Genomic DNA, 14861 nt, shown 5'->3' on the forward strand with positions numbered 1-14861 from the left:
GCTCTAAGCCGTAAGGTTTAATTACATTCAGCAGGGAACGCACAAATGCTTTTTCCTTAAAATTTTCTTTCCCGGCATTTATTTTCAGCTGCAGCAGCTCTGATCTGCAAATGAAGCTTACATCGTGCTGCTTTTCTATAACCTGTAATATTTCTCCCAATGTTTGCACTTGTTTGCGTGCTACCTGGGAGGGGTACATGTTGTAGGCCGGTGTATTAATGGCTGCCAGGTCCTGTGCATGCAGGGAAGGCCCCAGCAAACAGGCCGCACATAGCAATGCGTAGCCGCCCATTATTTTTAACGGTACATTTGTCAGCATATCAGGGATTTTATTTTTTATTTTTTTGGTCGAATAAAGACCGTGTCTCCGCTTTTTTCAATTTTTACATTCAGCGCAAAGGCTAAAGTTTCCAGCAGCAGCTTTTCATCTTTTACGCGTAAACCGCCGGAAAGCTTTGTACGCGCCAGCTCCGCCGTACTAATACGCACCTGGTAACCATAAGTATCTTCTATGTAAGCAGCCATTTCCTGCAGGGTTACATTTTGCAGCTGCTGCCTTTCGTCTTTCCATACTGCATATAGATCTGCATTTACTTTTTTCTTGATGACCTTATTCTTCTTTACAGCATATTGTACAAAATCGCCGGGAGCCAGCAACAGCGGGTGCTCCGGCAGCTCGTTAAACCGCACTTTTATTTTACCCGTGTTCAGGGTTACATTCGTAAAGGCAGTATCTTTCTTTACGTTGAACGAGGTGCCCAGTACATCAATATCCAGGTTACCGCTGTGTACTACAAAAGTCTGCGCCGCAGCCGGCTTAATATCAAAAAATGCTTCCCCTTCCAGCCACACTTCCCGCTTACCATTGGCAGCCCAGTTGGCGTGAAAGGATACGGATGCTTTGGCATTTAATATTACTTTGGAACTATCCGGCAGCCATATGGTACGCACCCCATCTGCCAGGCCTGTATACTCCACACTGGCAGGCTGCTTTGGTAATAATTGCCGGCCAATGAGCGCCATGGAACCCACTACCACAGCGGCGGCAGCCCACCACCATATTTTACGCGGCCCTTTTTCTTTTATTACCGGCTGCTGCTTTTGTTCCCAGGCGGCAATACGGTCCAGGCTACGTTCCAGCGATGCGTTTATCATCAGCTGCGAGGGCAGCTCCTCCTTAAACTGTAACCCCAGTATAAAAGCACGTGCAGCCGCTGTTTGCGCCTGCTTATGCGGATGCGCTGCTATCCAGCTATTCCAGAAAGCATCACTTGCTGCAGTGGGAAATTTTACCCATTGCATAAAATGATCATCGGCAATAAAATCGCTTGTATCAAAATGTTCGTAATCCGTTGGTTGCTCCATTTTGTGGTGTTACAGGTATAGGAGCGGGGAGGTTTACCTTTTACCCCACGGAAATAAAACTTTTTTGAAAAAATTTTTAAAGAAGGCTGGAATCCTGCGCGGAGCAGATGAGAAGGGATAGCTGCATGCTGCCCAGCGCCGCTGCCAGCGGGGCCAGTGAAAGCACAGCTTTTACAAGCGGGGTGGCATTATATGCATCGCGCAGCATCAGGATGGCGCGGGCTACTAATTTATAGGTGGCTTTAACAGAGATATTTAAAATGTCTGCGATCTCCTCATAGCTCATGTTCTCATAAAAGCGGAAGAACACCGCTTCTTTTTGCCGGGGCGTTAAGCGGCGCATGGCATTGCGCAGCACCTGCAGCTGCTCCTGCGCCTCTTCTGCTACTACACGCTGCTGCTCTGCAGATATTTCCAGCGCAAAGGCATAATTATCGGTAGCTGCAATGTTTTCCTGGATCTTTTTATACCGGGCAAGAAGATTTAATAAATAATGCCGGAACGATACAAACAGGTAGCTCTTTAATTCCTTTACTGCTGCCAGCTTTTCCCGGTTGGCCCAAAAGCGCACAAAGATCTCCTGTATGCTGTCTTCTATGAGCGCAGCATCTACCGTAAACTTGCAGCCATAATTAAATAAGCGGGGATAGTACAACTTGTAGATACATGCATATGCATTTTTATCGCCCCCTTTGCAAGCCTCCCAGATAGCAGGATCTATATGTTGTTGATCATTCATTCACACCAAAACTGGAAACGTAAAATTATCAATATTGACCGCGCTGTTGTGTTATCTTTCAATTAAGAAATGCCTTTTCTGTAGTTTGGCTGATGGTAATAACGTGGAATTTATAAAGTACTTACATCCTTAAGTGTTCCCAAACTAATAAAAAAAACAGAATTCCAATAGTAAAAACAAAAATGCCGCAAAACCTTGCTGGTCCTGCGGCACCTGTGCCTGTGCATGTTACAACAAATATTTTATTTCAGTAATCGCTGGTATTCCTGCGGGTTGTGTAACAGGCGTATGGATTCATTCACCTCGTTATCCCAGGCCAGTGACCGCTCAATACGGCCCTTCTGCAAATAATAGCGGTTGGCTATTTCTTCTTCCAGCAGGCGTTTGATCTCTGTTTTATTCTTCAGCAGGTCCTGCTTTTTATCATGCCGCATTTTCTGCTGCAATGCTTCAAACTCTTTGCTTACTGCATCATAATACTTTTCCTTGCGCGCGGTGGACTGAAAACTTTCCAGCGCTTCCTCACTATGTGTTTTGTAGCTGTAATCCTTACCGTCCAGGAAGCGCAGAAAATCGGTGAAATCATCTTCGCTCAGCTGAAAGCTGCCTGCAGCGGCTATTTTAGGATGCGCGTAATAGTATTGGGTGGCGTAGTCAAAAATGTATTGCTTGCGCAATAAGGTAATGGCTACCTGGCTCAGGAACTGCGGTTCTACCTGTGCATCCGGCTCAATACCACCACCGTCTTTTACCTTGCGGCCGGCCAGGGTGGTAAAGGAGCGGCGCATAGAATCGGGCACATAGTCCACCTCACCTTCCTGGTTACGGTGGCTGTAATCAATGGCCTGTATACAGCGGCCGCTGGGCGTGTAATATTTAGCGGTGGTTACTTTCAGCTTGGCATTGTAAGGCAGGGGGCGCGTGGTTTGTACCAGCCCTTTTCCAAAAGAGCGCTGCCCTACTACCAGCCCGCGGTCCAGGTCCTGCACGGCGCCGGCTACAATTTCAGAAGCGGAGGCAGAGGAGCGGTTGGTGAGCACTACCAGCGGCATGTTAATATCTGCTGCGGCCTGCTGGGTTTTATATTCCCGGTCCCAGTTCTTTACCTTTCCCTTGGTGCTTACGATCAGCTTATTTTTATCTACCCATATGTTGGACACATTCACCGCTTCATCCAGCAGCCCGCCGGGGTTGCCCCGCAGGTCCAGGATCACGCCTTTCAGCCCGGGATGATCCTGTTTCAGCCTTTCAAAGGTCATTTGCACCTGGGCGCCGCTGTTCTCAGTGAACTGCACCATTTTAATATAGGCCACATCACTGCTTACCATACCGGAATAGCTCACCGGCATTACATTGATCTCCTGCCGTACGATCTTTTTCGTGGTTTCCTCCCCGGTGAACGGGTTTTTCAGCAGCATATCCAGGCTGGTGCCGGCATTGCCTTTCAGCATACGGCTGATCTCTTCCTGGTCCATGCCCTTGGTGGGCTTACCATCCAGCGATAATAAGATATCGCCGGGTTTAACGCCTGCCCGGTGCATAGGGCTGCCTTCGTAAATATCCGTGATCACGGTGGTATCGCCCAGGGTGTTGATGGATGCGCCTACCCCGCCGTATTTGCCGGTGGCCATAAACTTCAGATCGTCCAGGTTCTCTTCGGGAATAAAATCCGTATAGGGATCTGTTTCCTCCAGCATGGATTCAATGCCTTTATGCATTACTTTTTCGGGCGAAAGGTCATCTACATAGTAGGTGTTCAGCTCCCGGTAAAAAGCGGCAAAAATGTCCAGGTTCTTGGCTATCTGGAAGTATTTATCACTTTCATTAAAGGCCAGTAAGCCGGCGCCGCCGGCAGCCAGTAATAATACCAGCAGCAGTAGTTTTCTTCTTTTATTAAAGACGTTGCGCATAAATAAGTAAAAACTTAAAAGGTAAAAAGTAAAAACGTTGAGTACGTGTGCATCATAAAAACCGTTGTGCTTTTTTTAATTTTTTACTTTTCCCTTTTCTTTTTAAGGTACCGGATCATAGCCATGCCCACCCCAGGGATGGCAGGACAGGATACGTTTTGCAGTGAGGTAGCCCCCTTTAAAAAGCCCGTATTTTTTAAATGCTGTGATGCCATATTCCGAACAGGAGGGTGTATAACGGCATTTTGCGCCCAGTAAAGGCGATATGAACCATTGATATACCTTGATCAAACCAATAAACGGGATCCCCAGCCAGCGTGTCAGATGCTTCATTATGCTTATGGTTAGATAGCCTGCTAAAGGTACTGCTAATTAACGCCGGCAGGCCATTTAGCCCTGCCCTGCTTAACAATTTAACATTTTATGCAGGCTTGCCTGTTTCTTTTTGCAAACGCTCTAAAATTACCGAAATTTTGTGGTGGAGGGTGCTGAGGGGGGCTATTTTTTTATCGGTATAAATGAGGAAAACGGCCAGCTGCAGGGAGTGTTGCTGCAGGTGATCATATAAAACCTGCTTTTGCAGGCGCCAGGCTTCGCGGCCCAGGCGTTTTACGCGGTTACGGTCCACCGCGCGGGGAAAGTGCCGGGAAGCGGCTGTAAACCCCACCTGCACGGGCGGGGCGCCGGCCGGCAGCTGCACCGGCAGGTAAATGATGCGGTATGGAAAAACAGAAAACGCTTTTCCGTCCCGAAAAAGCGTTTCAATCAGTTTCCTGCTTTTTAACCTTTCTTCCCGTTTAAAAGAATAAGCTTTTATAGCGTATTGAGTTTTGCGATCTTATTTCAGCTTGCGCTCGTCAGAAACCGTCAGCTTCTTACGGCCTTTTGCCCTGCGGGATGCCAGTACCTTACGGCCATTAGCAGTTTCCATTCTCTTTCTGAAGCCGTGTACGCTCTTTCTGCGTCTGTTATGCGGTTGAAAAGTACGTTTCATCTGTTAATTTTTATACTTTATAAGGTCAGATGGAACTCCCAGGCTTTTCGCTTCTCGCAGCAGCATCACTTTTCACTGCTTTTCTGCTGCTATAAGCGTCAGCAAGGTCGTTTCATTTTCTTTGTGTTTTACCTGGACTATACAAAAATCCGCCGGGACGGATATCCTGTTTTCAAAATGGAAGGCAAAGGTAGGGATTTCTTTTAAATATGCTGCAAAAAGTTTCTTGAAAGTTGACTAATATTTCCCGATGTTCCCTGAATTTTCATAGAATGTTCTCAAAAGGGTCAGGAAATCACTCAAACAGTCTAAAAAAGCTCCCAAACCATCTGATAATAACCGTTTGCAGGCTTTTGCTCCTTTCAAATCGCTTGCGGTGCTGACCAGGGCCATCTGCAATTTCACCTTCTGTCAACCCAGCGCAAGCACCTTCCAGCCTCGCGACCCAGTAATCCTGCAGCCCGGGCGCCTGTGCACCCTGCCTCCTGATCTCAGCCCTTCCCTAAAAGCAAAAACCCGCCCTGTGTCCATGCAGGGCAGGTTTTTACCAATAGTATTCAATCAAATTATTTTACGCCTAATTTGGTCTTTACGGGAGCCAGCAGGTCGTCACCGGCAGGTGATACCAGCAGCACGCCTACAGAGCTATCCAGCACATAACCGTAACCTTTTTCTTTAGCTACATCTTCGATTGCCTTACGGGCTTTGTCGTAGATGGGTTTCAGCACTTCCTGGCGTTTAGCATCTATCTTCTGATCAGCAGCAGAGCGGTATTCTTCAATACGTTTCTGAATATCCTGTATTTCTTTGCCTTTGATTTCTTTCATGTTATCCGTCATGCTGGCAGCCTGCGCGTCAAAATCCTTCATTTTCTTGGTGTACTCGTCAACCAGGCCCTTACCATCAGCTTCCAGGGATTGTGCATAGGTTTGGAGGGTAGTTTGTGCCGTTTTAGTTTCAGGCATTGCATCCAGCAGCGCCTGCGTATTGATGTGTGCTACTTTCGTCTGCGCCATTGCATTTACGCCGAATAAACCGGAAACAGCTACAAAAGCAATAATTACATACTTCTTCATGATGTTGTCTGTGTTTAAAAAAATTTTAAATCTTATTGGTTAAAAAATGGTTTACTTTTTCTTTACTCCCAGCGCCGTTAGAATGTCTTCGCTCTTATCCAGCTTGGGATCTGAAAAAATAACGGTAATGCCCCCTGATTTATCCAGCACAAAGTCGTACATCCTGCTGGCAGCCAGCTTCTGTACGGCGTTGTAGATCTTATCTTGTATGGGTTTGATCAGCTCTTCCCGCTTTTTAAACAGATCACCCTCATAGCCAAAGCGTTTACGTTGCAGGTCCTTGGCGTCTTTCTCCTTCGCTACTATCTCGTCCTCTCTTTTATGTTTCAGTTCATCCGTAAGCATTACCTGCTCTGCCTGATATGCCTTGTACATCTTGTCAATATCCTGGAACTTGGCATCTATCTCTTTCTGCCACTGGTCTGCGATCGCATCCAGCTTGGTTTGTGCATCTTTATAATCAGGAATGCTTTCCAGTATATACTTTGTGTCTATCACACAATACCGTTGCGCATTCGCCGCACAGGCAGCAACGAGGATAACAGCTAATGTGATGAATAGTTTTTTCATCGGTTAATATTTTAAGTTTTTAAGGTCCGATGGAACCTCGCAAGCTACTTCGCTAAAAGTGGTCGATAGAATGCTCGGTTTCATTCTCTATGGATTTTAGTTCGCTACTTTTTTAGAAAACGCAATATAAAGTTTATAATTTATTCTAACATCAATCTAACACTGAACTAACACGCTAAGCCCCCTTATTCCGGCTCAAAGCCCAACATAAATGTGAATTTAGCCGCATCTTTTAACCCATTGCCGGGGGTCAAACGGTCAAAACCTATGCCATAGTCAAATCCAAGCAAACCAAACATGGGCAGGTAAAAACGCATACCCAAACCGGCGGAGCGGCGCAGGCGGAACGGGTTGTACTCATTAAAGTCGCGGTAACCGTTAGCTGCTTCCAGGAACGCCAGGCCAAAGATGGTAGAGCTGGGATTCAGGCTAAGCGGGTAACGCAGCTCCATTACATATTTGTTGAAGATGGTAAACCCTTCATAACCAACCGGCTGCCCGTTCTCCGGATTCAGCTTCGGGTTGCTGGTATAATATACCGGGTAACCGCGCTGGGAAATAATGTCACGGTCATAGATCGCAAAGTTGCTCAAACCATCACCACCCAATTCAAAGCGGCCGAAGGGCGACAGCGTGGTGCGGCTGTTATACCGGCTGATGTAACCGAATTTGGCAGCTACCTTCAGCACAAAGGATTTATTATCTGTGCCTTTAGGTTTGGTTAATGGTACATACCATTCTGCATTAAAGCGGTATTTCTGGTATTCTATGAAGTTGAACTGGTCGGCAATGGATTCTTTGGTGTAATCCTTATCAGGATTGAACAAAGAATAAGGCGGTGTGAACTGGCCGCTGATCAGGAAGTTGGAACCGCTCCTGGGGAAGATCTGCTGATCCACAGAGGAACGTGCCAGCGTAAGCTTGAAGCTGATGTTGTTGGAGGTACCGTTAGAGAACCCGATGTTAAAATAATCGTAGTTCTTCAGCTTATACTGCTGATAGTTCAGCGCATAAATAAGGGTAAAATAATCATCCGGCCATTTCAGCTGCTTACCCAGTGATACTGTGGCGCCCAGCACTTTAAAGTAAGTATCGCTACCGGTGGTGGTACCATATATATACTGGTTGTATGCGCTGGGGTTCTGGTAGCTGTTATAAAAGTTTACAGAGAACTGGTTTTGCTTTTTACCGCCCAGCCAGGGTTCTGTAAATGAGAAGTTATAGGAGCGGTACGCTTTACCGTTGGAGGATACACGTACGGATAATTTCTGGCCATCACCGCTGGGTAAGGGGTCCCAGGTCTCTTTCCGGAAAATGTTACGCAGGGAGAAGTTGTTGAACGTTACACCCAGGGTACCGGTTAAACCAATGTAACCACCCCAGCCGGCCGACAGCTCCAGCTGGTCATTGGCTTTTTCTTCCACGGTATAATCAATATCCACCGTACCATCCTGCACGTTAGGTACCGGAACAATGCCTATTTTTTCCGGGTTAAAATAACCCAGGTTGGCGATCTGCCGCTGGGAACGCATCAGGTCCGCACGGCTGAATTTTTCACCGGGCAGCGTACGCAGCTCGCGGCGTATTACGTGTTCGTTCGTTTTATCGTTACCGGCTATACGTACTTCTTTAATGGTAGCCTGCGGGCCTTCTGTGATACGGATCTCGTAGTCAATGGTATCGCCATGGATGCCGGTTTCTACGGGATCAATACGGAAGAAAAGGTAACCATAGTCCATATACAGGCCGCTGATATCGCCGCCTTCGGGTGATAATTGCTTGCCAATCCTTTTTTCCAGCAGCTCCAGGTTATAGGTATCGCCTTTTTTGATACCCAGCACGCGGGTCAGCAGGGAATCGTTATAGCGGGTATTGCCTTTCCAGGTAATGTCGCCGAAATAATATTTTCTGCCTTCCAGGATCTGCATGTCCACATTCAGGCCACCGGCCTTGGTTATATAAGTGGTATCATTTACGATCTGTGCATCGCGGTAGCCCTGGGAGTTATAAAAAGAAATTACTTTTTCCTTGTCCTCTGCATACTTGGTTTCATTGAACTTGGCAGAGGTAAAGAGCTTAAAACGGAAGTAGGGGTCCAGCTCTTCCAGCGTGCGGGAAGGCACCAGGAAGCCAAAGCTGCTCCAGTAATCGGATTGTACGTGGCTGGTATCCTGGTAGATCTGTTCCTTATCGGGGTGCAGGGTAAAGCGGGTGCGTTCCCGGGTGCCCTTCATTTTCTTCTTGATCCTGGAATCGCTGATGTTGCTGTTATCAACGATGTTAATATCATTGATCTTTACCTTGCCGCCTTTATTTACGGTGAAGATCACATCGGCAGCATTCACCTGCGAAGTATCCTTACGTTCTGTAACGGTAATGTTTACGTTACGGAAGCCTTTTTCCTCATAGTTCTTACGCACCACCGCAATGGTGTTCTGCTTCATGCTTTCCGTAATTACGCTTCCCTTACGCAGACCGGATTTTTTGGCCATGTCCTCTGCTTCGGATTTTTTGATCCCGCGGAAAATGAAATTGGCCAAACGGGGGCGTTCGGTCAGGTTAATTTCCAGCCATATTTTTCCATCCTCTATCTTGGTAACGTAAATGGCTACGTTGGCAAACAGGCGCTGGCCCCACAGGGTTTGTATGGCCTTGGCAAACTGGTCGCCGCCGGGGTACACCACCTTATCGCCTACATTCAGGCCGGATAAGGAAATGAGCAAGGCTTTATCCAGGAACTGCGTACCTGTAACGGCTATTTCTGCAATCTCGTACTGCTGTGGGTTTCCAAAAGCCGCCGGCAGATCCGGCTGTGTAGTTACCGGCACCGGCAGGGTATCCCTCTGTTGGGCGGATACACGAATCCCTGCACTGCAACATAATGCGATGGCCAGTAGGCTCTTAGGAAATAATTTCTTCATTCTGCTGAATTTGTTCGCTTGTTTTGCCAAAACGCCGTTCTCTGGTTTGATAATTTAAGATGGCCTCGTAAAGGTTTTCTTTGCGGAAATCCGGCCAGCGGGTATCTGTGAAATATAGTTCCGCGTAAGCCAATTGGTATAATAAGAAATTACTGATCCTGCATTCCCCGCTGGTCCTGATCATCAGTTCCGGGTCTGGTAGCGCAGCAGTGCATAGGTATTTCTGCCATACATCCTGTGTAATATCGGTGGGGTTTAACTTTCCTGCCTGTACATCCTCTGCCATTTTTTTGGCGGCATTCACTATTTCCCAACGGGCGCTGTAGCTAAGGGCCATCACCAGGTTTAAGCCGGTGTTGCCGCTGGTAATGGCAATGGCTTCCTCCATCTCGCGCTGGCAATGCGGGGGCAGCATGTTCATATCACCTATTACATGCAGCTTAATATTATTCTTAGTGAGGGTATTCACTTCCTTGCGGATGGTATTCACCAGCAGCTCCATAATGCCATTTACCTCATTCTCCGGGCGGTCCCAGTTTTCAGTAGAAAAGGCATAAAGGGTAAGGTACCCGATTCCCAGCTCAGCGGAGGCTTCAACAACGTTACGCACACTTTCCACTCCCTCGTGGTGCCCGTAAAGCCTGTCCTGCCCTTTTTCCTTAGCCCAACGGCCGTTGCCGTCCATAATAATAGCTATATGGCGCGGTAACCGTTGTAAGTCTAGTTTATCCTTCAAACTCATGAGTGTTCAGGCGTATTAAAAAACAGAATAACAGATTTACTAAAAGTGTGCAAAGATACAAAAATAGATATATGCCTATTGCGGCAAAGTCTGATGGGTTGTTTTAACGTAGTTTTAACAGCGAAAGTCCCTGCGGGTGGGCAGTTTGGGGAATGTGGCGTGTAACTTTCGGGGGATATCTGATGTTCCACGGCCCCTCCCGGGGGTAAGAAATCTGCGGTTGGCTGCTTCCGGACTGCCAACCGCCCACTGGCAACTGCCAGTTAGAATTTACACTCGTATTTGGTAAATAAGATGCTGATGGTGAACTCCAGGGTCACAAACTGGTCTTTATCCCGGCTGTTGCCCCGCTGGCGGCCAGGTACCCCAAGGCGGTCGCCGGTGGCGTAAGAGCGGTCCTGCAGCAGGTAAGCCACCGTATTATCCCCATTGGCTTTGGGCGGGAATAACGCAGGACCGGCGTAGGTTCTGCTTACATCATCCAGGTAATCTGTTCCGGTAAAACGGTATAACAGCTCCAGGCCAAGGTTCACACTACGGGATACGTTATACTTAAAGCCGCCGCCTACAACAAAAGCAGGGGCTACCAGGCTATAAGGCTTGCGGTCCGGGTATTGGGCAGATCCCTGCCCTTCTGTACGCAGGGGCTGCAGATAATATTTTTTACCATCCAGGTATGCGTAGGGATTGTAGTAGAAAAGGCTGGCCCCACCGGTAAAATAGGGACTAAAGCGGTAATCGTAGCTGCCCGGCTCAAAACGGAAAAAGTTAAAATCGCCCTGCAGCGCCAATTCAAAAATGTCGGTATTAAAGCTCAGGTTCCGGCGGCGCTGGAACTCATTACTGTTATAGATATCGGAATATCCCAGCCGTGCATAACGGAAATGCGCCCGCACCCCGATATAATCGTTCATGTATTTACGGTAGAAGATACCAATGGTAGGTTTTACGGTATTCAGGGCGCTGTTGGTATTCAGATCGCCAAAATACTGGGCGCCTCCCACGGAAAAACCCAGCTCCCCTACATACTGCAGTTCATTTTGCGCCAAAGCAGGATATGCCAGCAGCATTCCCAGGGCAATAAGGCCGGAAGTAATGATTCGACGAAAATGAAAAATAGGTAGTTGCATAATTACGGTCCTACTTAAACGCGATTTTTCCTGCTTTTGGTATTAGTTATATTAAAAATTAAACAAATGTAGGTAAAATGGTTGATAGCTTAATATGGGGTCCATGGTCGATGGTCCATAGTCCATGGCGCTTTACGCAATGGTTATAGTACAAGTATATGACTTTAAAGGTATAACGAAAAATTTGCCCTGCGAAATATGCTATGGACTATGGGCCATCGGCCATGGACTTAATAAAACCTACTTCAACCTGTTCCGGGTATCAATACCCCACAACAGCTTATGGCGCAGGGTGTGCAGGAAATTACTGTCATCCAGGCGTAACAGGCTGAGGGTGAACGCTTCTTTTTTTACGGCCAGCTGCACGGTATTGTCAATGGTTTCCATACGGCTGTCCAGCGTACATAAAAAAAGATCGCTGCGGCCCTCTACCTCAAAAGAGATCACATTATTATCCGGCACCACTACCGGCCGTACATTCAGGTTATGGGGCGCTACCGGGGTAATTACAAAGCTGCCCGCTTCAGGGAACACCACCGGCCCGCCGCAGCTGAGGGAGTAACCGGTTGATCCTGTGGGCGTAGCCACGATCAATCCATCTGCCCAATACGTGTTCAGGAATTCCCCGTTCAGGTAAGTATGGATCTTTACCATGGCAGAGGTATCCTTTTTATGGATGGTAAAATCATTCAGCGCATAGGGTACATCGCCAAACAGCGGAATATTACAATCCAGGTGCAGCAGGGTTCTTTTATCTACCACGTAAGTGCGCTGCTGCAGCGCTTTTACGGCTGCATGAATTTCTTCCTTGCCAATGCTGGCCAAAAATCCCAGGCGGCCAAAGTTGATGCCCAGCACCGGAATGTTCTTATCCCGCACAAAACATACTGTATCCAGTAGGGTACCATCCCCGCCCAGGCTTACCAGGCAGTCAATGGTCATGCTATCAAGGTCACCCGCATGGGCAAACGTTTCCGGCTCGCCGGTAAAAGGTATGTGCGGCTGCAGGCTGCGGTAAAACGGCTCATAGATCACGGGGGTGATCTCCTGCCGGTGCAGCTCATCCAGCAACAACTTTATATTTCCCAGGTCGGCGGTAATAAATCCACGGCTGTAAAGTGCAATTTGCATGTTTGAGATAAGCTGTTGGCTGTTAGCTTTAGCTATTAGCTAATTGCCAGAAACTAACAGCTTGTTTAATTACATATCAATTTTAGTGTGTAAAAATAGCCCTTTTTGCCCTAACTGGTTTATGCTGTACTCTAAACGTATGCAGGTGTCGTAAAAAGAAACAATGTCAAACCCCATCCCGTAAGTGTATAACATTTTATTGTTTAAAAAACCATTACCCGGAAACCGGCTGTAGGTATAACCTGCATCCCCGTATGCTTTTAACAGCAGGCGTATAGGTATGGTGTTAAACTTTTGCGGGATCCAGGGCAGCTTTACATTAAAGCTGTACACTTCCTGACGCAGCGTTGATTTTAATATAAAAAAGCTGGTCCCATCCACTACATAATATTCCAGGCCACGCAGGTAATCTTCCTGGTAACCCATAGCTTTCTGGTTCAGGTAAGGCTGATCTGCAGGGAACTTGGCCTGCCCTCTTACGCCCAAAGCGCCATAGGTGCGGGGAAACAGCTGCCAGTATTTGGTAACCTTGGCCCTTATTTTCCAGTTATCAACATCATTAAAGGGTGCAAAGCCCAGCTTTTCTATTTCGCCCTGCAGGCTGATGCCTTTAAGCGGGTAGATCCAGCTGTCGGCCTTCATATACGTAACACGGTACAGCAGGTCCATATACTGCACACGGCGCCGGCCCGCTCCCATATAGTTGGGCGAATAACGGGCCACGGAATCGCTCACTTTTTCAGAATTATAGGTGAGGAACACCTGGTGGCGGGTATTAATAGCACGGCGGTACGAATAGCTGAAGCCAAAGTTGAACACTTCTCTTAAAAACCTGTTATTATCCTGCCGGTAAAAGTGCTGTTTGTTATTGCTGGTACTATCGTTCAGCTCACGGTTACGGCTATAGGCAAATGTGATCCCCAGGCCGTTATGAAAACTTTTATCTACATACGGCAGGCTGTAGGTAAAGGCCAGCTGCTGCGTGTATCCTATCTGCACTACGCCTTCCAGGTCGTCATTACGGCCGGTAAGGTTGCTGTGAGAGCCTCTCAGGCCAATGTTCACACGGTCCAGGCTTTTACCCTGCTCCACCCACCACTGGTTAAAGTTACGGTCGGCCAGCTTGAAAATAGGAAAGGCCAGCAGGTACCAGCGCTCCCATACTTCAAATACCAGGTCGGCTGAGTTGCCTTCCCAGTTCTTTACATTGGCTATTACGGTAAGAAAAAGGGTGGTGTTCATGAGCTGGCGGCGGCAGCTTTCCAGGGTTTGGGAAAGGTCTTTCAGGCGGATGGTATCACCGGGTACAGTAGTTAGTTCACGTACAATAAAAGGCGTTCTTGTTTTTTTATTACCGGAAATGATCACGTTCCGGACTATGATGTAGCTGGTATCTGATACCACTGCCAATGCTGGCGGGGCAGGCTGTTGCGCCCGGCAGGGCAATAGCAGGAACAGGCAGTATATGCCTAACAGATGACAGAACTTGACCATGCAATGTAAAACAGTAGCGGGCCGCAAGCTACGGATAATTACGAATTACTCAATTACGAATTACGAATTGGGTAGAGCGTGGTTGCAGGTATTCGCGTTGAATATAGTGTGCAGGGCTTTCCGGGAATATTCGCATTACGACATTAGTATGCTGTTACAATTTGTAACTAACTACGATTTTATAACCAACCGCCAATTCATTACATATTACATACTATAAATCAGGCTATCCACCCAATTCAACAGCATGCAATAACACGCACTACGAATCAAGCGCAGTACCTAATTCGTAATTCGTAATTGAACAATTCGTAATTCTTAAATGCTGATGTAGTTCATGAACAGATCGTAATTCTTCTTGAGCGTATCCTCCTCGTCCTCCGCAGTAATGGTATATTTTACTACGTAATATTTAAAACGCTCAAAGGTAGCTACCAGGGGTTGCAGCTCCTGCCGGTTGGTCTTCAGCAGTACTTCCAGGCGGCCGGTAGCGGGGTTGGTGATGGTGTTTACGCTCAGCAGCGTTACATCATTGGATTCTGCAATGCGTGCAATTTCGCTGAGACTGTAATCACGGGGCTCTATTTCCAGCGACAGGATGCCGCCGGGTTCCTTTACCCCGTTATATTGGGCCAGTACGGCCAGGAGATTATCTTTTGTAAGGATGCCTAAATATTCATTGTCTTTGCTGATAACCGGCAACGCACACATCTTCTGATCGTAAAAAACCTTCAGCGCTTCGTAAAAATGTGCATTTTCCTGAATAGCATGGCGGGGGCCGTTGTATTC

General features: G+C 47.3%; 15 protein-coding genes. All 15 read right to left on the reverse strand.

Annotation, left to right across the window (positions count from 1 at the left end; genetic code table 11):
* On the reverse strand, nucleotides 1–319 hold a 319-nt coding region (locus tag VIM87_RS24125; protein ID WP_331999487.1), incomplete at its 3' end, for a hypothetical protein.
* 17 nt (nucleotides 320–336) lie between these two features.
* On the reverse strand, nucleotides 337–1365 hold the full coding sequence (locus VIM87_RS24130; protein WP_331999488.1) for a FecR family protein: 1029 nt from the start codon (nucleotides 1363–1365) through the stop codon (nucleotides 337–339).
* Between the two features lie 76 nt (nucleotides 1366–1441).
* The gene (locus VIM87_RS24135) at nucleotides 1442–2104 is read right to left on the reverse strand and encodes an RNA polymerase sigma factor (protein ID WP_331999489.1); all 663 of its coding nucleotides are present in this window, start codon (nucleotides 2102–2104) and stop codon (nucleotides 1442–1444) included.
* 242 nt (nucleotides 2105–2346) lie between these two features.
* Nucleotides 2347–4014, reverse strand: coding sequence for a S41 family peptidase (locus VIM87_RS24140; protein ID WP_331999490.1), 1668 nt, complete (start codon nucleotides 4012–4014; stop codon nucleotides 2347–2349).
* Between the two features lie 102 nt (nucleotides 4015–4116).
* Nucleotides 4117–4347, reverse strand: a complete 231-nt coding sequence (yidD, locus tag VIM87_RS24145; RefSeq protein WP_089907553.1) for a membrane protein insertion efficiency factor YidD — start codon at nucleotides 4345–4347, stop codon at nucleotides 4117–4119.
* A gap of 88 nt (nucleotides 4348–4435) precedes the next feature.
* A complete protein-coding gene (locus VIM87_RS24150) occupies nucleotides 4436–4831 on the reverse strand; it encodes a ribonuclease P protein component (protein ID WP_331999497.1) in 396 nt (131 codons plus the stop codon).
* A gap of 21 nt (nucleotides 4832–4852) precedes the next feature.
* A complete protein-coding gene (gene rpmH / locus VIM87_RS24155) occupies nucleotides 4853–5008 on the reverse strand; it encodes a 50S ribosomal protein L34 (RefSeq protein ID WP_012788729.1) in 156 nt (51 codons plus the stop codon).
* A 566-nt stretch (nucleotides 5009–5574) separates the two neighbouring features.
* Entirely contained in the window at nucleotides 5575–6084 is a 510-nt protein-coding gene (locus VIM87_RS24160; protein ID WP_331999491.1) for an OmpH family outer membrane protein, read from the reverse strand.
* Between the two features lie 51 nt (nucleotides 6085–6135).
* Nucleotides 6136–6654: an OmpH family outer membrane protein gene (locus tag VIM87_RS24165; protein ID WP_089907544.1), complete on the reverse strand. Its 519-nt coding sequence runs from the start codon at nucleotides 6652–6654 to the stop codon at nucleotides 6136–6138.
* 185 nt (nucleotides 6655–6839) lie between these two features.
* Nucleotides 6840–9575, reverse strand: a complete 2736-nt coding sequence (locus VIM87_RS24170) for a BamA/OMP85 family outer membrane protein (RefSeq protein ID WP_331999492.1) — start codon at nucleotides 9573–9575, stop codon at nucleotides 6840–6842.
* Nucleotides 9556–10317, reverse strand: coding sequence for an isoprenyl transferase (locus tag VIM87_RS24175; protein ID WP_089907539.1), 762 nt, complete (start codon nucleotides 10315–10317; stop codon nucleotides 9556–9558). The genes VIM87_RS24170 and VIM87_RS24175 overlap by 20 nt, the downstream gene beginning before the upstream one ends.
* A 263-nt stretch (nucleotides 10318–10580) precedes the next feature.
* Nucleotides 10581–11447 carry a DUF6089 family protein gene (locus VIM87_RS24180; protein ID WP_331999493.1) on the reverse strand — a complete coding sequence of 289 codons (867 nt, stop codon included), beginning with the start codon at nucleotides 11445–11447 and terminating at the stop codon, nucleotides 10581–10583.
* A 240-nt stretch (nucleotides 11448–11687) separates the two neighbouring features.
* On the reverse strand, nucleotides 11688–12578 hold the full coding sequence (locus tag VIM87_RS24185; RefSeq protein ID WP_331999494.1) for an NAD kinase: 891 nt from the start codon (nucleotides 12576–12578) through the stop codon (nucleotides 11688–11690).
* Between the two features lie 69 nt (nucleotides 12579–12647).
* Nucleotides 12648–14072, reverse strand: coding sequence for a BamA/TamA family outer membrane protein (locus VIM87_RS24190; protein WP_331999495.1), 1425 nt, complete (start codon nucleotides 14070–14072; stop codon nucleotides 12648–12650).
* Between the two features lie 318 nt (nucleotides 14073–14390).
* Nucleotides 14391–14861: CBS domain-containing protein (locus tag VIM87_RS24195; protein WP_331999496.1), on the reverse strand; the 471-nt coding region annotated here is incomplete at its 5' end.

The organism is Chitinophaga sp. (assembly GCF_036569125.1).
In the GTDB taxonomy this organism is placed as follows: Bacteria; Bacteroidota; Bacteroidia; order Chitinophagales; family Chitinophagaceae; genus Chitinophaga.